The following is a 21,174-nucleotide window of genomic DNA, read 5'->3' as shown; positions in this document are numbered from 1 at the left end:
CCTACATGAGCCGCCGTACGTTCGACCGCCGGTTCCGCTCGCTGACCGGCAGCGCTCCGCTGCAGTGGCTGATCACCCAGCGGGTGCTGCAGGCCCAGCGGCTGCTGGAGACGTCGGACTACTCCGTGGACGAGGTGGCGGGCCGGTGCGGCTTCCGCTCCCCCGTCGCGCTGCGCGGCCACTTCCGCCGCCAGCTCGGCTCGTCCCCGGCCGCCTACCGGGCCGCCTACCGCGCCCGCAGGCCGCAGGGCGAGAAACCGGCGGACGCGGAGCCGCCGGTGCATGCCTCCGGCCAGCCGGGCCCGCCCGCGGGCCTGTCCGGCCCGGGGCCGATGGGCCACGCGCCCTCCGTGCTGCACTCGGACCGCGACAGCGGCGTCCCGATGCAGAGCCGCCGCCAGGCGGCCGGCGCGGTGGGGCTGCTGCCGGGACCGCGCAGCGGTAACTGAGAGTGGGGGCGGGTTCGTCCCGCCCCCACTCGCTCGCCCGCTCCCGGTGGAGCGCAGGGGGGCACCCAAAAGCTCAGGTCCGCCTTAGGGTGGACGCATGAACGATCGCATGGTGTGGATCGACTGCGAGATGACCGGCCTCTCGCTGTCCGACGACGCGCTCATCGAGGTGGCCGCCCTCGTCACCGACTCCGAGCTGAACGTACTCGGCGAAGGGGTGGACATCGTCATCCGCCCGCCGGAGCAGGCGCTGGAGACGATGCCGGAGGTCGTGCGTCAGATGCACACCACGTCCGGACTGCTCGCGGAGCTGCCGAACGGCACGACGCTGAAGGACGCCGAGGAGCAGGTGCTGGCGTATGTGAAGGAGTACGTGAAGGAGCCCGGCAAGGCCCCGCTGTGCGGAAACTCCGTCGGCACCGACCGCGGCTTCCTGCTGCGGGACATGCCGACCCTGGAGGACTACCTGCACTACCGGATCGTCGACGTGTCCTCCGTCAAGGAGCTGGCCCGCCGCTGGTATCCGCGGGCGTACTTCAACAGTCCGGAGAAGAACGGCAACCACCGGGCCCTCGCCGACATCCGCGAGTCGATCGCCGAGCTGCGCTACTACCGAGAGGCCATCTTCGTCCCGCAGCCCGGCCCGGACTCCGACACCGCCAAGTCGATCGCGGCCAAGCACGTCCTGCCCGCGCGCTAGCCGCCCCCCGAACGGCTCGGCGCTCCCGGCGGACGGCACACGGAGCGGCGCGCGAAAACGTGTGCGCGAGCACCCCTTCCGACCCTGTAGACTTCTTCTCGGCCGGTCGGGGAAACGACAAGTTCCACCGCCGGTCGTGGTGGGTGTAGCTCAGCTGGTAGAGCACCTGGTTGTGGTCCAGGATGTCGCGGGTTCGAGTCCCGTCACTCACCCTCGCCGATCAGCCGGTGACGTCGTCGCAAGACGCGTCACCGGCTGATTCGTTTGTACGGCGGCGGTGGGCCCCCGGGGTCTCACCGCCGGCGAAGGCACGGCCGGCGGCTCCGTGAGGTTCGCCGCGGACCGGCTACGACGACGCGCGCTGCACCAGTTCCGTGGAGAGCACCGCGTGCCGTCGCTCCAGGCCCCGGGACGCGGCCGGCCGGCGGTCGGCGATCTCGGTGAGCAGCAGATCGATCATGGCGCGGCCCATCTCCTGGATGGGCTGGCGGACGCTGGTCAGCGGCGGGTCCATGTGGCGGGCTATGGCGGAGTCGTCGTAGCCCACGAGGGCCACGTCGTCGGGGATGCGGCGGCCCGCCTCGCGCAGCACCTGCCGGGCGCCGGCCGCCATCACGTCCGAGCCGGCGAAGACCGCGTCCAGGTCGGGGCGGCGCTCCAGCAGCACGGACATGGCGCGGCGGCCGCCCTCCTCGGTGAAGTCACCCGGCTCGACGAGGAGTTCGTCCGCCTCCCGGCCCGCGTCGCGTAGGGCGTCGCGGTAGCCGTCGACGCGGCACTGGGCGCCGTACACGTCGAGGCGGCCCGTGATGTGGGCGATGCGGGTGCGGCCCCGGGACAGCAGGTGCTCCACGGCCGAGCGGGCGCCGCCGTAGTTGTCGGAGTCCACGGAGGTGAGCGTCTCGCCGGCCGAGCGGGGGCCGCTGATCACGGCCGGGATCTCCAGCTGGCACAGCATGTCCGGCAGCGGGTCGTCGGCGTGCACGGAGACCAGCAGGACGCCGTCCACCCGGTGGGCCGCCAGGTACTGGGCGAGACGGCGGCGCTCGCGGTCGCTGCCCGCGAAGATCAGCAGCAACTGCATCTCGGTGTCGGCGAGTTCCGAGCCCACACCGCGCAGCATGTCCGAGAAGTACGGTTCTGCGAAGAATCGGGTCTCCGGTTCGGGGACCACGAGGGCGATGGCGTCGGTGCGGTTGGCGGCCAGGGCGCGGGCGGCCGTGTTGGGGACGTAACCCAGCTCGGCGACCGCGGCCTCGACGGCGGCGCGGGTGGCGTCGCTCACCCGGGGCGAGCCGTTGATCACCCGCGAGACCGTGCCCCGGCCGACTCCGGCCCGGGCGGCGACCTCCTCGAGCGTGGGCCGGCCACCGCTCCGGCCCCGCGCTCCGTGGCTTACCATGGGCTCCGCCCCTCTCGACCGACTCGTGGTGCTGGCCTGGAATGTAACAGGACCGTTCGCCGCAGTGACCGTCCCGGGGCGCCCCCACCCTCCGCGTGACCGGCCTCCGGCCCCTCCTCGGCTCCCCGTCCTCCCCTTCCCCGCCGGTCGGCCGGATACCGACGGTGGCCGCCGCCGAGCGCCCTCGGTTAACGCTCAGATAACTGAACACAGTTGTCCGCGTCCGCTCCCTTGACACCCCGGCGCCGACCCGCGACTCTTCAACACATCACTGGTGGGAGCGCTCCCACAGTACCTGACACCTACACAACCCGCACGTTCCCCGCCCGAGCCGCAGCGCGCAAGAACGGGCCCAAACCATGCAGTTGGCCGGGGGGTCGGCACGTCAGGCAACAGGAGGACGCAATGCGCACGAGCATCCGCCGGTCACAGCGGCTGATGGCCCTCGCGGCCGTGGCCGCACTGACCACCGGGCTGCTGGCCGGCTGCGCCAAGGACTCGGACGACGGCTCGTCGGACGGCTCCGGCGGCGGAAACGGCAGTGGCAAGGGCAAGATCACGCTGACCGTCGGCACCTTCGGCGTCTTCGGCTACAAGCAGGCCGGCCTCTACGACGAGTACATGAAGCTCCACCCGGACATCAACATCAAGGAGAACGTCACCACCCGTACCGACGTGTACTGGCCGAAGGTGCTCACCCGCCTGCAGGCCGGCTCCGGCACGGACGACATCCAGGCCATCGAGGTCGGCAACATCACCGAGGCCGTGCAGACCCAGGCGAGCAAGTTCGTCGACCTCGGCAAGCAGGTCGACAAGTCGCAGTGGCTGGACTGGAAGAACGCCCAGGCCACCACGAAGGACGGCAAGCTCATAGGCCTCGGCACGGACATCGGCCCGATGGCCATCTGTTACCGCAAGGACCTGTTGCAGAAGGCCGGGCTGCCGACCGACCGGACCAAGCTCGCCCAGATGTGGAAGGGCGACTGGGCCAAGTACGTCGACGTCGGCAAGCAGTACATGAAGAAGGCGCCCAAGGGCACCAAGTTCGTGGACTCCGCGGCCTCCGTCTACAACGCGGCCCTCGGCGGCGGCGACGAGCGCTACTACGACAAGGACGGCAACGTCGTCTGGGACAAGTCCGACGGCGTGAAGAAGGCCTGGAACGCCGCCATGGACGTCGCCACCAGCGACATGTCGGCGAAGCTGAAGCAGTTCGACCCCACCTGGGACCAGGGCTACGCCAACGCCACCTTCGCCACCGTCGCCTGCCCGGCGTGGATGCTCGGCTACATCGAGCAGAAGTCCGGTGACTCCGGCAAGGGCAAGTGGGACGTGGCGGCGGCGCCCACCGCGGCCAACTGGGGCGGCTCCTTCCTCGGCGTGCCGCTCGCGAGCAAGCACCAGAAGGAGGCCGTCGCGCTGGCCAAGTGGCTGACCGCGCCCGAGCAGCAGGCCAAGGTCTTCGCCAAGCAGGCCAGCTTCCCGTCGACCCCGTCGGCGTACGCGAGCCTGAAGCCGGCCGCGGACACCACGGCGTACTTCTCGAACGCGCCGATCACCCAGATCTTCGCCGACTCGGCGAAGACCATCCCGGTCCAGTACTTCGGCGTCAAGGACCAGCCGATCAACTCCGCGATCACCGACGTCGGCATCCTCCAGGTCGAGCAGAAGGGCAAGTCGCCGTCCCAGGGCTGGGACGCGGCGTCCAAGGAGATCAAGGACGTGCTCGGCCAGTGACCAGCTCCAAGCAGGCTCTCGCGCAACCCGCGGCGAGCGCCGATGCCGCGCCCGGCACCCCGCCGGGCGCGGCCCGGGGCGCTCACGGTCGCGGTACCCCGGCGGGCCCCGACTCCTGGCGCAGCCGGCTGTACCGCTGGGACATGAAGGCGTCGCCGTACGCGTTCGTGTCCCCCTTCTTCATCCTGTTCGGTGCCTTCACCCTGGTCCCGCTGCTGTACACGGCCTGGTACTCGCTGCACGACGTGCAGCTGTCGGCCCTGGACCACCAGACCTGGGCGGGCCTGGACAACTACAAGAACCTGTGGTCCTCGGACTTCTTCTGGAACGCGCTGAAGAACACCCTGACCATCGGTGTCATCTCGACCGTGCCGCAGCTGCTGGCCGCGATCGGGCTGGCGCACCTGCTGAACTACAAGCTGCGCGGTTCCACCGTCTGGCGTGTGGTGATGCTCACCCCGTACGCCACCTCGGTGGCCGCGGCGACCCTGGTGTTCACGCTGCTGTACTCGTGGGACGGCGGCATGGTCAACTGGATCCTGCACTTCTTCGGGGTGAACCCGATCAACTGGCGCGAGTCCGACTGGGGTTCGCAGTTCGCGGTGTCCTCGATCGTGATCTGGCGGTGGACGGGCTACAACGCGCTGATCTACCTCGCCGCCATGCAGGCGATCCCGACCGATCTGTACGAGTCGGCGGCGATCGACGGCGCCAACCGCTGGCAGCAGTTCCGGCACGTGACCATCCCGCAGCTGCGCCCGACGATCCTGTTCACGGTCGTGGTCTCCACGATCGGCGCGACCCAGCTCTTCGGCGAGCCGCTGCTGTTCGGCGGGGTCAGCGGGTCCAAGGGCGGCTCCGAGCACCAGTACCAGACGCTCGGCCTGTACATGTACGACCAGGGCTGGATCATCGGCAACCTCGGCAAGGCCTCCGCGATCGCCTGGTCGATGTTCCTGATCCTGCTGATCATCGCCGCGGTCAATCTGCTGCTCACCCGACGGCTGAGGAAGTCCCAATGACGACCACTGAACTCACCCTGCCCCGGAAGGCCGGCCGTCGCCGGGTGATGGGCGCCGGCAAGCAGCTGCACGCGGGCCCGGTGGCCTACGTGGTGCTCACCGTCTTCGCGCTGGTCTCCCTCGCCCCGCTGGTGTGGACGGCGATCGCCGCGTCCCGCACCGACCGGCGGCTCGCCCAGACCCCGCCGCCGCTGTGGTTCGGCGGCAACCTGTTCGCGAACCTGCAGACGGCCTGGGACCAGGCGGGGCTCGGGACCGCGATGTTCAACTCGGTGATCGTGGCGGGCACGATCACGGTGAGCACGGTGCTGTTCTCCACGCTGGCCGGGTTCGCCTTCGCCAAGCTGCGGTTCCGCTTCTCCAGCCTGCTGTTGCTGCTGACCATCGGCACGATGATGATCCCGCCGCAGCTGGCCGTCGTACCGCTGTACCTGTGGATGTCCGACCTCGGCTGGTCCAACCAGCTGCAGACGGTGATCCTGCCGAGTCTGGTCACCGCCTTCGGCACGTTCTTCATGCGGCAGTACCTGGTGCAGGCGCTGCCGACGGAGCTGATCGAGGCGGCCCGGGTGGACGGGGCGAGCAGCATCCGGATCGTCTGGCACGTGGTCTTCCCCGCGGCGCGCCCGGCCATGGCCGTCCTCGGCCTGCTGACGTTCGTGTTCGCCTGGAACGACTTCCTGTGGCCGATCATCGCCCTGACCCAGCAGAACCCGACGGTGCAGGTGGCCCTGAACTCGCTCGGCACCGGGTACGTCCCGGACCAGGCGGTGATCATGGCCGGCGCCCTGCTGGGCACCCTGCCGCTGCTGATCGCCTTCATCCTCTTCGGCAAGCAGATCGTGGGCGGGATCATGCAGGGCGCGATCAAGGGCTGACGGCACCCCGACGGCTTCGCCGGCGGTCCTCCGCCCCGGGGGCCGGGCCACCGCCGCCCCGGCCCCTTCCCCCTCCTCCTCTTCCGCACCTGCCGCACCAGGTCTCCTACGACCCCAATGGGAGCGCTTCCATGCCTGAACCCGCTACCTCCGTGACCTTTCCTCCCGCCTTCCTCTGGGGCGCCGCGACCTCGGCGTACCAGATCGAGGGGGCGGTGCGGGAGGACGGCCGCACCCCCTCGATCTGGGACACCTTCAGCCATACCCCGGGCAAGACGGCCGGCGGCGACACCGGTGACATCGCTGTCGACCACTACCACCGCTACCGCGACGACGTGGCGCTGATGGCGGAGCTGGGCCTGACCGCGTACCGCTTCTCGGTCTCCTGGTCCCGGGTGCAGCCCACCGGCCGGGGACCCGCCGTCCAGCGCGGCCTGGACTTCTACCGCCGGCTGGTGGACGAGCTCCTCGCCCACGGCATCAAGCCGGCGCTCACCCTCTACCACTGGGACCTGCCCCAGGAGCTGGAGGACGCGGGCGGCTGGCCGCAGCGGGACACCGCCTACCGGTTCGCCGAGTACGCCGAGCTGGTCGGCGCGGCGCTCGGCGACCGGGTGGAGCAGTGGATCACCCTCAACGAGCCCTGGTGCAGCGCGTTTCTGGGTTACGGCTCCGGTGTGCACGCCCCGGGCCGCACCGACCCGGCGGCCTCCCTGCGCGCCGCCCACCACCTCAACCTCGCGCACGGCCTCGCGGCGTCCGCGCTGCGCTCGGTGATGCCGGCCCGCAACGAGGTGGCGATCAGCCTCAACTCCTCGGTGGTGCGGCCGTTTTCGCAGGACCCGGCCGACCTGGCCGCGGCCCGCCGCATCGACGACCTGGCCAACGGCGTCTTCCACGGCCCGATGCTGCACGGCGCGTATCCCGCGTCGCTGCTGCAGGCCACGTCCTCGATCACCGACTGGTCGTACGTCCTCGACGGCGACCTGCGCACGATCAACGTCCCGCTGGACGCCCTCGGCCTGAACTACTACACCCCGGCACTGGTGTCGGCCGCCTCCGGGCAGACCAAGGGCCCCCGGGCCGACGGCCACGGCGCCAGCGCGCACTCCCCCTGGCCGGGCGCCGACGACGTGGTCTTCCACCAGACGCCGGGCGAGCGCACGGAGATGGGCTGGACGATCGATCCGACGGGCCTGTACGACCTGATCCAGCGCTACACCCGCGAGGCCCCCGGGCTGCCCCTCTACATCACCGAGAACGGCGCGGCCTACGACGACAAGCCCGACCCCGACGGCCGGGTGCACGACCCGGAGCGCATCGCCTATCTGCACGGCCATCTCGCGGAGGTCCGCCGCGCCATCGCCGACGGCGCCGACGTCCGCGGCTACTACCTGTGGTCCCTGATGGACAACTTCGAGTGGGCGTACGGCTACGGCAAGCGGTTCGGCGCGGTGTACGTGGACTACGCGACGCTGGAGCGGACGCCGAAGTCCAGCGCGCGGTGGTACGGCGAGGCGGCGCGCACGGGGACGCTGCCTCCGGTGGAGGACGCGGCCTGAGACACCAGGAAGGGGCGCGGCAATCCCCCCGGAGTGCCGCGCCCCTTCAGCGTGGGTGCGTCAGTTGAACGCGCCGAACGCCTTCGAGAAGGCGAACTTGTCCTGGAGGATCGAGCTGCAGGTGGCGTCGGCGGAGTTCTTCGCGCCGCCGTCGCACTGCTTGTCACGGGCGGCGGACCACATCGACAGCCCGCCGAGGCCCTTGGACTTGGCGAAGTTCACCAGCTGGGTGGCGTCGTCCACCTTGAACACCTCGGAGGAGACGTCGTTGACGCCGATCATCGGGGTGACGGCGACCGTCTTCCACGCGGCGGAGTCGGACAGCCCGAGCACGCTCTTGACCTGGGCCTGGGTGGCGGTCGCGGCCTGCTGGGCGTAGTCGCCCATGTCGCCGTTGTACGAGGCGCCGTAGTCCATCGCCATGATGTTGACGGTGCCGATCCTCACGCCGTTGGACTTGGCGTCGGACAGCAGGTTCACCCCGTCCTGGGTGAGGCCCTCGGGCATCACGGGGAGGGTGAAGGAGACGTCCAGGTCCGGGTGCTGCTGCTGGAGCTTGGCGATGGCCTGGGCGCGGCGGGTGTTGGCGGCGGTGTTGGGCAGCGCGCCGCCCTCGACGTCGAAGTCGACCTTGGTCAGCTTGAACGCGTCGATCGCCTTGCCGTAGGCCGCGGCCAGCGCGTCCGCGGAGGAGCAGGTGGTGGCCAGTTCGGAGCCGGAGGCGCCGCCGAAGGAGACCCGCACGTCACCGCCCTTGGCGCGCAGCGAGCCGATCTGCGCGGCCACCGCGTCGCTGGTCAGGTCGGTCACGCCGCCCCACTTGGGGGTGCAGCCGCCGCCGTCGGTGACGAAGGCGAGGTTGTAGTTCTTCACGCCGGTCGCGTCGGCCGCGCCGACCAGGTCGAAGGCCGGGTACAGCGAGGTGTCGACGTACGGGGCGAAGCCGGCGGAGGCGGTGGTGCCGCTGCCGGTGGTCTGGGACGCGGTCGGCGTGGGGGCGCTGCTCTTGGTCGGGGTGGGCGTGGGGGTGGCGGTCGGCGACGGGGACTGGGTGGGGCGGCCGCTGGGCTCCGGGGTGGCGCCGCCGTCCGCGGAACACTGTGCGTTGCCGATACGACAGCCCGTCGGGTCGCCCTTGCCGTCGACCACGAAGCCGACGGTCACCGACTTGCCGGCGGCGAGGCCGTCGGTGTCCCACTTCGCGGGCTTCACGGTGACGTGCGAACCGCTGACGCTCGACTCGCCGTTCCACAGCGAGCTGAGCTTGGCGCCCGCCGGGAGGTCGAACTCCAGGGTCCAGGTCTTCTCGGCCTGGCCGCTGTTGTTGGTGACGACGTACTGCGCGGTGTAGCCGGTCGACCAGTCGCTGGTCTTGGTGTACGCGGCGTTCACGCCGGCCGCGTTGGCGGTGCCGGTGAGCACGAGAGCGCCGCCGCCGACCACGGCCGCGGCCACGAGAGAGCCGATCGCCTTGTTCCTGCCGCTGATCCTGCGCCGGTGCGTGGTCATGGGCGTGCCTGCCTTCGCTGTTCAGGGGGGTGGGGTGCGGCAGCACGCTAGCGATGTGGAATCGGGCAAATGGCCTGATCGGGACGGGGATTGCAGACCTTAGGGTTCGCTTAAGGAAGGGATCGGGGACGATTAATGGTCGAGACCAGTCGCGACCGGTTTGCGCAGTCGGCGGCGGCGCATCCGGTGTCCCCGCCCGGCCGGTTTGCGGCCGTCCAGCTGGAACCAGATCCGCACCTCGGTGCCGCCCAGCACCGAGGAGCCGATGCGGACGTCGCCGCCGGTGGACTCGGCGAGCCGGCGCACGATGTCCAGGCCGAGGCCGGTGGAGCCGGCGGTGCCGGAGCCGCGGCCGCGGGCCATCGCCGCCTCCGGGTCGGGTATGCCGGGGCCCGCGTCGGAGACCAGCACGATCACCGCGTCCTCGCCGTTGTGCACGTCCACCGCGAAGGCGGTGCCCTCGGCGGTGTGCCGGAACACATTGCCGAGCAGGGCGTCGAGCGCGGCGGCCAGATCGGCGCGGGCCACGGGTATCCGCACCGGCCGCTCCACGCCTGCCAGCCGCCACTTGCGGCCCTCGTCCTCGGCGAGCGCGGACCAGAACTCCATGCGCTCACGCACCACTTCGGCCGCGTCGCAGCCGGCGCCGGGCCCGGGCGCGGCCGTCTGCGGTTTGGCCTCGCGGGCCGTGCGGATGATGGTGTCGACCTCGCGCTCCAGCTGGGCGACGGCGGCCCGGGTCTGCTCGGCGGCCGGTCCGCCGCCCAGCGAGGCCGCGTTGAGCCGCAGCACGGTGAGCGGGGTGCGCAGCCGGTGCGAGAGGTCGGCTGCCAGTTCCCTTTCGTTGGCGAGGAGCTGGACGACCTGGTCGGCCATGGAGTTGAACGCGACCGCCGCGAGGCGGAGTTCGGTGGGCCCGTCCTCCGGCACCCGCGCGCCCAGCTTGCCCTCGCCCAGTTCGTGCGCGCCTTCGACCAGCCGCTGGGCGGGCTGCACCATGCGCACCCCGAGCCGGTCGGCGACGGCGACCGAGCCGACGATCAGGGCGAGGCCGACGGCCGCGAGCACCGCCCAGGCCGTGCCGACGCCGTTGGTGACCTCGGACTCGGGGACGTAGACCTCGACGACCGCGATGTCGCCGGAGCCGAGCGCGACCGGCTGGAGCAGGGTGGAGCCGCCGGCCACCGTGGTCGTGGAGGCCCGGCCCATTCTCCGTACGGCCTGGATGTCGCGGTCGGCGGCGCGCTGCCGGCCGATGTCGAGCGCGGACCGGCCGCCGTCGGCGGGCAGATGCACGGCCATCCCGGAGTCGGCGCCGGCCGAGGCCACGACCCGCTCCAGCTTGTCCCGGTCGGTGGTGATGGACAGCGCGGGCGCGACCGCGGCGGCCTCCCGCTCGGCGTTGGAGAACGCCCGGTCGCGGGCCATCTCCTTGACGACCAGGCCGAGCGGGACCGCGAAGGCGACCACGACCATCGTGGTGACCGCCAGGCAGACCTTGACCAGGGCCCACCTCATCGCGCCGGCTCCCCGTCCGCCGAAGGCTCCGTGGGCGGTTCGAGCTTCACGCCGACGCCCCGGAGCGTGTGCAGATAACGGGGCCGGGCGGCCGTCTCCCCCAATTTGCGGCGCAACCAGGACAGATGGACGTCGATGGTCTGGTCGTCGCCGTACGACTGCTGCCAGACCTCGGCGAGGAGCTCCCGGCGCGGGACGACGACCCCGGGCCGGCCGGCGAGGAAGGCGAGCAGGTCGAACTCGCGGCGGGTGAGGTCGAGGCGGGCCCCGTCCAGCTCGGCCTGGCGGCGCAGCGGATCGACGGTCAGCCCGCCGACCCGGAGCACGGAGGAGGGCGGGGCCTCCGCGCCGGTGGAGCGGGCCCGGCGCAGCACGGCCGCGATCCGCGCCGAGAGGTGCTCCACGGAGAACGGCTTGGTCAGGTAGTCGTCCGCACCGGCGTTCAGCAGCCGGACGATCTCCGACTCGTCGTCCCGGGCGGTGGCGATGATGACGGGGACGTCGGTGATGCCGCGGAGCATCTTCAGTGCCTCGGAGCCGTCCAGGTCCGGCAGTCCGAGGTCCAGGATGACCACGTCGAATCGGAAATGGGCGACCTCGCGCAGCGCCTCCAGTGCCGTACCGACGCTGCGCACGGTGTGTGCGGCCTCGGTCAGGTGCCGGATGAGCGCCGAGCGTACGAACTGGTCGTCCTCGACCACGAGCACACTTGCCATGCGCCGCACCGTACGCCATACGGCCCACACCCGGCTGGCGCCTGTGGATAACCCGGGACATGTGCGCACGGCGGTCCCCCTGGGGCAGTATGGCCCGCGATGCGCAGAGGACTCGTACACGTACTGGCGTGGCTGCTCGCGACGGGAGCGGCGGTCACGCTGTCGTGGTGGGGCGTGCACACGGTGATGGCCGGGACGGCGTACGACCCCCCGCGCGCCCTGCCGGTCACGGCCGCCGGCGCGACGGCTCAGGGCTCCAAGCCCCTGCCCTCGCCGACGCCTGACCCGTCCCCGTCGCGGCGGCCGTCGAGCACCCCGACGGCACCGGCCGCCACCCCCACCCGGTCCCCGAGTCCCACACCCACCCCCGCGTCCTCCCCCTCCGCGTCCGCGTCCGGCCAGGTCAAGTCGTACGACACCGACGGCGGCCGGGCGGTGTTCGATCTGGGCACGGCCGACGCCACGCTCGTCTCGGCGACTCCGGGGACCGGCTGGTCGATGCAGGTGTGGAAGACCGAGACCTGGATCCGGGTGGAGTTCACCCGGGACACGGACCGGGTGTCGGTGTTCTGCACCTGGCACGACGGGCCGCCGCACGTGGAGATCGGGAACTACTGAGCCACGCCCGCTGCAAGACGCAGGATCACCGGAACACCGACGGCGGCGGGGCCGGGGAGGCCACCGCCGCTTCGTCCGTCACGGGGGCCGCGCCGCCGGTGAAGTCCCTGAGCTGCTTGCCGTGTTCGACCCGGGCCGGGTGCGGGTCGGAGGCGGCCCGGCGGGTCAGTTCGGGCAGCGGGAGCGGGGCGTCGGAGGCGACCAGGACGGCGTTGCCGAAGCGCTTGCCGCGCAGCACGGCGGAGTCGGCGATCAGCGCGAGTTCGGCGAACCGGGCGGCGGCGGTGGCGATCTGGCCGCGCAGATGGGCCAGCGGCGGGCCGTCGGCGAGGTTGGCGGCGTAGACCCCGGACGGCTTCAGGGCGCGGCGGACCTCGTCCAGGAACTCGGTGGAGGTCAGGTGGGCCGGGGTGCGGGCGCCGCTGAACACGTCGGCTATGACCAGGTCCGCCCAGCCGTCCGGCACCTTGGCCAGGCCCGCGCGGGCGTCCGCCGACCGCACCCGGATCCGGGCCGCGGGGTCCAACGGCAGCTCCCGGCGGACCAGTTGGACCAGGCTCGCGTCCCGCTCGACGACCTGCTGGGTGGACCGGGGCCGGGTGGCTGCGGTGTACCGGGCGAGGGTGAGGGCGCCGCCGCCGAGGTGCACGGCGTGCACGGGCCGTCCGGGCGGGGCGACGAGGTCGATGACATGGCCGAGGCGGCGCTGGTACTCGAAGGACAGATACCCGGGGTCGTCCAGGTCGACGTGCGACTGGGGCGCGCCGTCGATCAGCAGGGTCCAGGCCCGGCTGCGGTCGGGGTCGGGGACGAGCTGTGCGAGCCCGCCGTCGACCGCCTCCACGACGGCCTCGGCGGCGGACGGCCCGCGTCGCGTGCGCCGCGCGTCCCGTGTGTTCCTGGACCTGCCCATCGGACCATTTTCGCAGGCCGGCCACTCCGGCGCCCGGCCGGGCGGTCCGCAGGCTCGCTGCGGCGGCCCCGGGCGGTGGCGCTACCTGCAGCTGTCGGCCGCCTCGATCATCCGGGCCGCCTCCCCGAGGGCCCGGCGCAGCACGGTCGGGTCGGTGGCGAGATCCGCCTCGCCGGGCGGCAGCAGCCAGTCGGAGCCCTCCACCGGCGGCTCGGGGTTCAGCCGGAGCCCGCGTCCGTCGGTCCGCGTGCAGGTGCTGCCGGGCACGTCCCAGCCGGCCGCGGTGCCCGCCGGGACGAGGAAGCCGAGGGTGGCGCCGCCGTCGTGCAGCACGGGGCCCACCGCGTCACCGGCGCCGCGCCGCAGGATGTCGACCGCCTCCAGGCCCTGCCGGGCCGGCACCGTCACGAGGTCGCACGCCGACGCGTCCCTCACGGCCCTGGACGGCGGCGCACACGCTTCGTTGCTCTGGCGGGACTCCCCGGTCTCCATGACGTCCTCCACCACACAGCCCTGTTGCGGTCCACCGGGTTCAACGCGCGAGCACGTCAACGGCTACGGCCGAAGTGCGCCGCAAAGGATGGCACTTCATGGCAGATCGTGGATGAGATATCCGGTTTGTAGCCAAACACAGCGTGGCGGGTCCCTCACAGCAGGTACGTTCATGCCCGCCGGAACCAGGGCGTCACTCGGACAACTCGTCACGAACCCGTCCCGGTTCCGGCATGGTTCGACGGTTCGCACGAGAGGACCCGGCCATGGCGTCGTCAACCGTGACCTCGTCACAGCCCGACCGGCCACCCCGGCCGAACCTCGCCTTCCGGCAACTGCGCGGCAGGCGCTCACCGGCCGAGTTCGCGGCGCTCGTACGGCGCGCCGCGCGCGAGATCGGTGAGCGGGTGAGCTGTGACGCGCGTTACGTCGGCAGGGTGGAGGCGGGTGAGATCCGCTGCCCCAACTACGCCTACGAACGGGTGTTCCTGCACATGTTCCCCGGCCGCACGCTCACCGACCTGGGCTTCGCTCCCCGCTCGTCCGTCCGCGGCCGCGCCGCGCGTACGACGGCGGACGCGGCCGGGGAACTCGCCGCCGAGGCGCCCGCTGAGTCGGCCGGGACCGTCGATCCGTATGACCCGCAGGACCCGTGCGGCGCGCCAGGACCGTACGCGAACGACCACCTGAACCACGAGGAGAGCGACGTGCTGCGTCGCGCATTCATGACCGGCGGAGGCGCCACGGTGGCCGCCGCCACGCTGGGCCCGCTGGGGCTCGCCACGGACGCCGCGCCGGCGGCCCGCCCCCCGCACCGGCCCGGCGGCCCCGAGGCGGCCGCCCTGGAGGAGGCCGTCCGGCGGATCCGGCTGCTCGACGACCGGCACGGCGCGGACGGCCTCTACCGGCGCGCGGCGGCTCCGCTGCGCGCGGCCTACGCCCTGCTGGACGCCGGCGCGACCCGGCAGACCACCGCCGACCGGCTGCACGCGGGCGCCGGTGAACTCGCCATCTCCGTGGGCTGGCTGGCGCACGACTCGGGCCGCTTCGAGGACGCCCGCTCGCACTACGCGGAGGCGCTGGCCACGGCCCGCATGACCGGCGACCAGGGGCTGGAGGCGCACGCCTTCTGCAACACCGCGTTCCTGGCGCGGGACGCCGGCCGGCCCAGGGAGGCGGTGCGCGCCGCGCAGGCCGCCCAGCGCGCGGCGGCTCCGCTGGGCTCGGCGCGCCTGATGTCCCTGCTCGCGCTGCGCGAGGCGGGCGGCTGGGCGGGGCTCGCCGACCGCACCGGCTGCGAACGGGCGCTGGCCCGCGCGCAGGCCCTCTTCGCCCGGGGCCGCTCGGACGCCGACCCGGAGTGGATGAGCTTCTACGGCGAGGCCGAGCTGGAGGGGCTGGAGGCGCAGTGCTGGTCCACGCTGGGCGACTGGCGGCGGGCGTCGCGGCACGCGTACCGCGCGGCCGAGCTGCAGGATCCGCACTTCACCCGGAACATCGCGCTCTACACGGCGGAGCTGGCCGACGACCTCGCCCGTGAGGGGCGGCCGGACGAGGCGGCCGCCGCGGGGCTGCGCGTGCTGTCCCTGCTGGACCAGGTCCAGTCGTCCCGCATCCAGGGCATGCTGGCCGGCACCGCGCGCGTGCTCCTGCCGCACCGGCGGGCGTCGGGGGTGTCGGAGTTCCTGGAGCGGCACGCGTCGATGCCGCGGGCGGCGCGGGTCTGACGGCCGTCAGCGCGAGCGGCACGCCTCGATGCCGTGAGCGGCGCGGGCCCGACGGCCGTCAGTGCACCAGGTGCCCGAGGTCGTTCCAGCTCTCGATCGCCGGCTCGCCGTAGGCCCAGCCGAGGACCGACAGCGAGGTCGGGTTGAGGCGGATCCGCGCGGCGAAGTCCAGCGGGAGGCCCAGCCAGCGCGCGCCTATGGAGCGCAGGATGTGGCCGTGGGCGAAGACCAGGACGTCACGGTCGGCCGAGCGGGCCCACGCCACCACCTCGTCCGCGCGTGCAGTCACCTCGGCGATGCTCTCGCCCTGGGGCACCCCGTCCCGCCAGATCAGCCATCCCGGGCGCACGGCCTGGATCTCGGCCGGGGTCAGGCCCTCGTAGGCGCCGTAGTCCCACTCCAGGAGCGTGTCCCAGGTGGTGGCGCGGTCGCCGAAGCCGGCCAGCTCACAGGTCTCACGCGCGCGTGCCAGCGGGCTGGTGCGCACCTCCGCTTCCGGCAGCCCGTCCAGCGGGGCCCGGTGCAGGCGTTCGCCGAGCAGCTTGGCTCCCCGCCGGCCCTCCTCCAGCAGCGGCACGTCGGTCCTGCCGGTGTGCTTGCCGGACAGCGACCAGTCCGTCTGTCCGTGCCGGGCCAGCAGGATGCGCGGTGCCATGGGAGACCTTTCCGGAAGCGGGACGCCACACAGACGTCGTGAAAACAAGAAAAGACGACTTCTCCATCATCGCGTACACCCCGCCGGGGCAACCCGGGGGGCGATCTCGGCGTCTTTGTGGGCCGGAGCGCCCTCATGGGCGGGATACGCACACCGTAAAGTGGCACGGTCGCCCGCCGGGGCGCGCCGCACAGCAGAAGGGGGAGGGCGATCGGATGCCGCAGACCGAGACACCGGCCACCGAGGAGGCCCGTACCCGGCTGCGCTGGTGGACCGAACTGCCACTGATCGTCCTGGTCTACGGCTGCTACTCGGCCGGCCGGCTCCTCGTCCGCGGTGACGTCTCCTCCGCCGTCGACCACGGCCTGGCGATCCTGCGCTTCGAGCAGGACCTGCACCTGAACGCCGAGCATCCGCTCAACCGGCTGTTCACCCGCGAGCCGTGGCTCGGCGTGCCGGCCGACTTCTGGTACGCCTCGCTGCACTACGTGGTCACGCCCGCCCTGCTGGTCTGGCTGTTCCGGGCCCGCGCCGAGCACTACCGGCGGGCCCGCACCTGGCTGATGACGTCCACGTTCATCGGCCTGATCGGCTTCACCCTGCTGCCGACCTGCCCGCCCCGGCTGCTCTCCGACGGGCACGGTTTCGTGGACACCATGGCGCACTACAGCTCGTACGGCTGGTGGGGCGGCGACGCGAGCGCGCCGCGCGGCCTGGGCGGCATGACCAACCAGTACGCGGCCATGCCGAGCCTGCACGTCGGCTGGGCGCTGTGGTGCGGGCTGATGCTGTGGCGGCACGGCGGCACGCGCGTGGCGAAGATCCTCGGGGTGCTCTACCCGCTGGGCACCGCGCTCGTGGTCATGGGCACCGCCAACCACTACCTCCTCGACGCGGTCGCGGGTGTCGCCGTGATGGGTGTCGGCGCCCTGCTCGCGCCGCGGGTGATGCGGGCCGTGGACCTGGTCCGGGCCCGCCTGCTGCCGCGCACCGCACCGGTCGCGCCGGGCGCCGGTTCCCCGATTGTCAGTGCCGGATGCCAGACTTCCGCGGGTGAGCGATTTCCACGGCAGCGCCAGGCGCAGCTCGACGCCGGGGCCGAACCGGACACCTCCCCCAGCGACGCGGGAGAAGGGGCTCCGGCACCGGCTCGCTGAGCTGCGCGGTCCCGACGTACCGGCCAAGGCCCTGGACGCGCGCGCCCTCGCGGCACTCGCCGCGAACCCCGGGTGCGCGCGGCGGGCGATCCTGGACGGCGCCGGAGTGGACAAGGCACGGCTGGCGAGCGCGCTGGGCGCGCCGTCCGCGTTCGGGCAGTCGCAGTTCGCGCTGACGCGCGGCAACGCGTTCGAGGCGAAGGTGAAGGCGGACGGCGGCGCGGAGCTGCTCCGGCTGGCGCACGCCCGCCTCGACCCCGGCGCGGCACCGCCCGAGGGAGCGGCCGTGCCGGACCTGACCGCGCACGGCCCCGAGGGCCGCACGGCCCGTACGGCGCTGGCGCTGCGCGAGGCCGCGCGGGCGGGCGGCTGGACCCTGCTGGACCACCCGATGCTGGCGCTGGACGTGGCCGGCTCGCTCGCCTTCCTGGAGCCGGACGCGGTGGTGGTGCACCCGGACGGCAGCTGGTCGGTGGTGGAGATCAAGTCCTTCCCGATGCTGGACGGTTCGGCGGACCCGGCGAAGGTCGGCGCGGCGGCCCGGCAGGCGGCGGTGTACGTGCTGGCCCTGGAGGAGGTCGCCGCCCGCCTCGACCCGGTTCCGGTCGTACGGCACCGGATCCTCCTGGTGTGCCCCAAGGACTTCTCCAACCTGCCCGCGGCATCCGCCGTCGACATCCGCAAGCAGCGCGCGGTCACCGCCCGCCAGCTGGCGCGGCTCACCCGGATCGAGGAGATCGCCGGGTCCCTTCCGGAGGGCACGTGCTTCGCGCCCGACCGCAGCGCCGAGGAGCTGACGGCGTCCGTCGAGGCGGTCCCGGCGACGTACGCACCGGAGTGCCTGTCCGCCTGCGAGCTGGCCTTCCACTGCCGGGAACGCTCCCGCGAGGAGGGCGCCGTCACCCACCTGGGCCGACCGCTGCGCGCGGAACTGGGCGGGCTGACCACGGTCGCGGACGTCCTCGCAGCGGCCCACGGCGAGACCGGCGACCCGACCGACCCAACGGTCACGGCCCTGCGCCGGGCGGCGGCCCTACGAGCGGAGGCCCTGCGGGCTGTGGACGGAGCGGCCGTGCGCACCGAGACCCTGCGGGCTGCGGCCGAAGGCGAAGTAGCCGAATCCACCCACCCGGCGGCCGGGACGTCGGCGGAGGTGGGCGTGTGTCGCTGATCGCCGCCCTTGCCCGGCTCGAGGCCGTCGAGAGCGGGCGGGCGCAGCCCGCCGCGACCGTCCGGCACCGGCATCTGTCGGCGCGCCCGCTGGTGTTCGTGCCGCTCACCACCGCCGGTGAGGCCGGCGCCCCGCTCGGCGCGCTGGTCGGCACCGACCGGGACGCGCCGCGTCTGCTGGTCGTGCCGCAGCCGCGCGACCGTGATCTGCGCTTCGCCTTCCTCGCCGAGCTGGCCGACGTCGTCCTGCCGTACATCGACTCCTACGCCGAGTCCGTGGAGGCGGCCGAGCGCACCGAGACCGACCCGGAGACCGGCAAGCGGGTCAAGGTCGAGGTCGAGCTGTGCTCGGACGCCCCGCAGCTGATCGTGCCGAGCCGCGCGGGCCTGGACTTCGTACGGCTGCTGGGCCGCTCGATGCGGTTCCGCCGGACCGCCGAGCAGGACCCGGAGGCCCCCTATCCGGCACCGCCCCGGGTGCCGCTGCTCGGCCGCTGGCTGACCCACTACGGCGAGCGGTCCCGGGTCCCCGGCTCCTCGCTGCTGCTGGCCCTCACCGACGTCCTCTCCCGGCACTGGGCGACCGGCCAGTCCAGCCTGGAGGACCAGCACCTGGGCGCACTCCTCGCCTGGATCGACCCCCCGGAGGGGACCGACGGCGCCGAGGCGGCGCGCCGGGCCGAGCTGGCCCGGGACGCGGCCGGCCGGCTGCTGTGCCCGCCGGCCGGTCCCGCCACCGACCCGGCGTTCGACAACAAGCTGCTGGCCCCGGCCATCGAGCGCTACGACCGCGCGCGCACCGCGCTCGCCGCCGCCGAGGACGCACCGGCCGCCGACGACCGGCTGGCCGCGCTCACGGCGGCCGAGCGGGCGATCCGCGACCTGGTGGCGAGCGTCACCCGGCCCACCTGGGACGCGGTGTGGCGGGGCCTGGACCTGCTGCGGGCGCTGCCGGAGGGCGCGCATGTCGAGGAGCGCTGGACCCGCGACCGCTGGTCCTTCACCGGCCACCGCGACCGGGTCCTGGCCGGCGAGCCCCCGCAGCCGCGCCGGGACGACGCGGTGACGGCGGCGAACAAGCTGGCCGCGCGCGAGCGCGAGCAGGCCCGGCTGGAGGCGCAGGAGGCGCTGGACGATCCGCTGGTGATGGCGGGGCGACGGCTGGCCGGGGAAGCCTTCGCGGGCGAGGTGACCGATGTCGTCATGGCCTACAGCGAGGGCAAGCGGCCGAGCCCGCGCCCGCTGGTGACGGTCCGCACGGACGACCGGCCGCATCTCGCCGAGCGCGCGAAGGTGTACCGCTCGCTGAACGGCAAGCCGCAGTCGGCGGAGTTCGCCGGGTACGAGGACTCGCCGGACGGGGGTGTGCTGGTCCTGCGCGTCCTGGACAAGATGGGCCGCGGCAAGGAGCCGGAGCCCGGTTCGGTGCCGGAGAAGGGCGACCGGGTCTGCTTCACGCTCTTCGAGCACGAGCAGCGCGGCGGCGCCAAGCTGCCCGACCCGGAGGAGACGCCGTGGACGCACGGCGGCCCGCCGGGTGAGCCCGCGCCGGAGGCCCCGGACACCGTGACCGAGGAGGACGTGCTGTGACGACGGTCGACTTCGACCCCTCGGCCGCCGCGGCCCGCGCCACCGACGCGATCCTCCACGACACCCTGCACGGCACCGAGCGCGGTGTGGTCGTGGACTCCCCGCCCGGCGCGGGCAAGTCGACGCTCGTGGTGCGCGCGGCCCTCGAACTGGCCGATGCCGGGCGCCCGCTGATGGTGGTGGCCCAGACGAACGCCCAGGTGGACGACCTGGTCCTGCGGCTCGCCGAGAAGAACCCGCAGCTGCCGGTCGGCCGCCTGCACAGCAGCGACACCGACCCCTACGACAAGGCGCTGGACGACCTGCCGCAGGTCCGCACGTCCGCGAAGGCGGCCGACCTGAACGGCCTGCCGGTGGTCCTGTCCACGGCGGCGAAGTGGGCGCACGTGAAGGCCGACGAGCCGTGGCGGCACGCGATCGTGGACGAGGCGTACCAGATGCGCTCCGACTCCCTGCTCGCCGTGGCCGGCCTGTTCGAGCGGGCGCTGTTCGTGGGCGACCCCGGGCAGCTGGACCCGTTCGCGATCGTCGGCAGCGAGCAGTGGGCGGGCCTGTCGTACGACCCCTCGGCCTCCGCCGTGACGACCCTGCTGGCCCACAACCCGACGCTCCCGCAGCACCGGCTCCCGGTCTCCTGGCGCCTGCCGGCCTCCGCGGCGCCCCTGGTCTCGGACGCCTTCTACCCCTACACGCCCTTCCGCAGCGGCACCGGCCACGGCGACCGCCGCCTCGCCTTCGCCGTGCCCTCCGACGGCTCCGGCCCGGACCGGGTGATCGACGAGGCCGCGGAGTCCGGCTGGGGCCTGCTGGAGCTGCCGGCCCGGCACACCCCGCGCACGGATCCGGAGGCGGTGCGGGCGGTGGCCGCGGTCGTACGGCGGCTGCTGGACCGGGGCGGCGCGGCGGTCTCCGAGCGCTCGGACGACCCCACCCCGCTCACCGCCGACCGCGTCGCCGTCGGCACGGCGCACCGCGACCAGGCGGCGGCCATCCGCGCGGCGCTCGCCGAGCTGGGCGTCGCGGACGTCACGGTCGACACCGCGAACCGTCTGCAGGGCCGGGAGTACGACGTGACGGTCGTCCTGCACCCGCTCTCCGGCCGTCCCGACGCCACCGCGTTCCACCTGGAGACCGGCCGCCTGTGCGTCCTGGCCTCCCGTCACCGCCACGCCTGCATCGTGGTCTGCCGCGCCGGCGTCGGCGACCTCCTGGACGCCTACCCGTCCACGGAACCGGTCCAGCTGGGCACCCTGGTGAAGTTCCCGGACGGCTGGGAGGCGAACCACGCGGTTCTGGCGCACCTGGCAGAACACCGGGTGAGCTGGCGGCCGTGACGGTCTGTTCCGCCTCTGTCCGACA

At 73.1% G+C, this 21,174-nt stretch carries 19 protein-coding genes and 1 tRNA gene; 13 read left to right on the top strand and 7 right to left on the bottom strand.

The window, feature by feature from the left end:
* From AB0950_RS24690 to AB0950_RS24680, 3 genes are all read left to right on the top strand, one after another.
* The coding region (locus AB0950_RS24690; RefSeq protein WP_366779411.1) for a helix-turn-helix domain-containing protein at nucleotides 1-449 on the top strand (449 nt) is incomplete at its 5' end.
* 97 nt (nucleotides 450-546) lie between these two features.
* Nucleotides 547-1,149 (top strand): oligoribonuclease, encoded by a 603-nt coding sequence (orn, locus tag AB0950_RS24685; protein WP_360145142.1) that lies wholly within the window; start codon nucleotides 547-549, stop codon nucleotides 1,147-1,149.
* Between the two features lie 139 nt (nucleotides 1,150-1,288).
* Nucleotides 1,289-1,361, top strand: a tRNA-His gene (locus tag AB0950_RS24680).
* A 134-nt stretch (nucleotides 1,362-1,495) separates the two neighbouring features.
* On the opposite strand, the gene AB0950_RS24675 is transcribed toward AB0950_RS24680, so the two are convergent.
* Complete coding sequence (locus AB0950_RS24675) at nucleotides 1,496-2,551, bottom strand: LacI family DNA-binding transcriptional regulator (protein WP_360145145.1); 1,056 nt, start codon at nucleotides 2,549-2,551, stop codon at nucleotides 1,496-1,498.
* A 405-nt stretch (nucleotides 2,552-2,956) separates the two neighbouring features.
* On the opposite strand from AB0950_RS24675, the gene AB0950_RS24670 reads away from it, so the two are divergent.
* From AB0950_RS24670 to AB0950_RS24655, 4 genes are all read left to right on the top strand, one after another.
* The gene (locus AB0950_RS24670) at nucleotides 2,957-4,288 is read left to right on the top strand and encodes an ABC transporter substrate-binding protein (RefSeq protein WP_360145148.1); all 1,332 of its coding nucleotides are present in this window, start codon (nucleotides 2,957-2,959) and stop codon (nucleotides 4,286-4,288) included.
* Nucleotides 4,285-5,310 carry a sugar ABC transporter permease gene (locus tag AB0950_RS24665; RefSeq protein WP_360145151.1) on the top strand — a complete coding sequence of 342 codons (1,026 nt, stop codon included), beginning with the start codon at nucleotides 4,285-4,287 and terminating at the stop codon, nucleotides 5,308-5,310. The genes AB0950_RS24670 and AB0950_RS24665 overlap by 4 nt, the downstream gene beginning before the upstream one ends.
* Nucleotides 5,307-6,188: a carbohydrate ABC transporter permease gene (locus tag AB0950_RS24660; RefSeq protein ID WP_360145154.1), complete on the top strand. Its 882-nt coding sequence runs from the start codon at nucleotides 5,307-5,309 to the stop codon at nucleotides 6,186-6,188. Before AB0950_RS24665 ends, AB0950_RS24660 begins: the two co-directional genes overlap by 4 nt.
* A 131-nt stretch (nucleotides 6,189-6,319) precedes the next feature.
* Nucleotides 6,320-7,750 (top strand): GH1 family beta-glucosidase, encoded by a 1,431-nt coding sequence (locus AB0950_RS24655; protein ID WP_366779410.1) that lies wholly within the window; start codon nucleotides 6,320-6,322, stop codon nucleotides 7,748-7,750.
* Between the two features lie 60 nt (nucleotides 7,751-7,810).
* On the opposite strand, the gene AB0950_RS24650 is transcribed toward AB0950_RS24655, so the two are convergent.
* The 3 genes from AB0950_RS24650 to AB0950_RS24640 all read right to left on the bottom strand — a co-directional run bounded on the left by AB0950_RS24650 (nucleotide 7,811) and on the right by AB0950_RS24640 (nucleotide 11,493).
* Entirely contained in the window at nucleotides 7,811-9,259 is a 1,449-nt protein-coding gene (locus tag AB0950_RS24650; RefSeq protein WP_366779409.1) for a cellulose binding domain-containing protein, read from the bottom strand.
* A 132-nt stretch (nucleotides 9,260-9,391) separates the two neighbouring features.
* Nucleotides 9,392-10,777 (bottom strand): HAMP domain-containing sensor histidine kinase, encoded by a 1,386-nt coding sequence (locus tag AB0950_RS24645; protein ID WP_360145163.1) that lies wholly within the window; start codon nucleotides 10,775-10,777, stop codon nucleotides 9,392-9,394.
* On the bottom strand, nucleotides 10,774-11,493 hold the full coding sequence (locus AB0950_RS24640; protein WP_360145166.1) for a response regulator transcription factor: 720 nt from the start codon (nucleotides 11,491-11,493) through the stop codon (nucleotides 10,774-10,776). The genes AB0950_RS24645 and AB0950_RS24640 overlap by 4 nt, the downstream gene beginning before the upstream one ends.
* Before the next feature lie 99 nt (nucleotides 11,494-11,592).
* Here AB0950_RS24640 and AB0950_RS24635 point away from each other — a divergent pair, with 99 nt between their 5' ends.
* The gene (locus tag AB0950_RS24635; RefSeq protein WP_360145169.1) at nucleotides 11,593-12,111 is read left to right on the top strand and encodes a hypothetical protein; all 519 of its coding nucleotides are present in this window, start codon (nucleotides 11,593-11,595) and stop codon (nucleotides 12,109-12,111) included.
* A 25-nt stretch (nucleotides 12,112-12,136) separates the two neighbouring features.
* On the opposite strand, the gene AB0950_RS24630 is transcribed toward AB0950_RS24635, so the two are convergent.
* On the bottom strand, nucleotides 12,137-13,024 hold the full coding sequence (locus AB0950_RS24630; RefSeq protein ID WP_366779408.1) for a fused MFS/spermidine synthase: 888 nt from the start codon (nucleotides 13,022-13,024) through the stop codon (nucleotides 12,137-12,139).
* Nucleotides 13,025-13,105: 81 nt separating this feature from the next.
* Nucleotides 13,106-13,516 carry a hypothetical protein gene (locus AB0950_RS24625; RefSeq protein ID WP_360145175.1) on the bottom strand — a complete coding sequence of 137 codons (411 nt, stop codon included), beginning with the start codon at nucleotides 13,514-13,516 and terminating at the stop codon, nucleotides 13,106-13,108.
* A gap of 266 nt (nucleotides 13,517-13,782) precedes the next feature.
* Here AB0950_RS24625 and AB0950_RS24620 point away from each other — a divergent pair, with 266 nt between their 5' ends.
* Nucleotides 13,783-15,243, top strand: a complete 1,461-nt coding sequence (locus AB0950_RS24620) for a hypothetical protein (RefSeq protein WP_366779407.1) — start codon at nucleotides 13,783-13,785, stop codon at nucleotides 15,241-15,243.
* A 58-nt stretch (nucleotides 15,244-15,301) separates the two neighbouring features.
* Here the strand turns inward: AB0950_RS24620 and AB0950_RS24615 are convergent, their stop codons facing one another.
* Entirely contained in the window at nucleotides 15,302-15,898 is a 597-nt protein-coding gene (locus AB0950_RS24615) for a histidine phosphatase family protein (RefSeq protein ID WP_360145181.1), read from the bottom strand.
* A gap of 215 nt (nucleotides 15,899-16,113) precedes the next feature.
* Here AB0950_RS24615 and AB0950_RS24610 point away from each other — a divergent pair, with 215 nt between their 5' ends.
* From AB0950_RS24610 to AB0950_RS24595, 4 genes are read left to right on the top strand one after another with little or no spacing between them, the layout of a single operon-like run.
* Nucleotides 16,114-17,055, top strand: coding sequence for a phosphatase PAP2 family protein (locus AB0950_RS24610; protein ID WP_360572384.1), 942 nt, complete (start codon nucleotides 16,114-16,116; stop codon nucleotides 17,053-17,055).
* A 1-nt stretch (nucleotide 17,056) separates the two neighbouring features.
* Complete coding sequence (locus AB0950_RS24605; RefSeq protein WP_366779441.1) at nucleotides 17,057-18,226, top strand: hypothetical protein; 1,170 nt, start codon at nucleotides 17,057-17,059, stop codon at nucleotides 18,224-18,226.
* On the top strand, nucleotides 18,217-19,815 hold the full coding sequence (locus AB0950_RS24600; RefSeq protein WP_366779406.1) for a hypothetical protein: 1,599 nt from the start codon (nucleotides 18,217-18,219) through the stop codon (nucleotides 19,813-19,815). The genes AB0950_RS24605 and AB0950_RS24600 overlap by 10 nt, the downstream gene beginning before the upstream one ends.
* A complete protein-coding gene (locus AB0950_RS24595) occupies nucleotides 19,812-21,149 on the top strand; it encodes an AAA domain-containing protein (RefSeq protein WP_366779405.1) in 1,338 nt (445 codons plus the stop codon). Before AB0950_RS24600 ends, AB0950_RS24595 begins: the two co-directional genes overlap by 4 nt.
* Nucleotides 21,150-21,174: the final 25 nt, after the last annotated feature.

It is taken from the genome of Streptomyces sp. NPDC007189 (genome assembly GCF_040703635.1).
GTDB lineage: Bacteria > Actinomycetota > Actinomycetes > Streptomycetales > Streptomycetaceae > Streptomyces.
The sequence above is the reverse complement of the archived record's forward strand: the minus strand, read 5'-3'. Positions and strand labels throughout refer to the sequence as shown.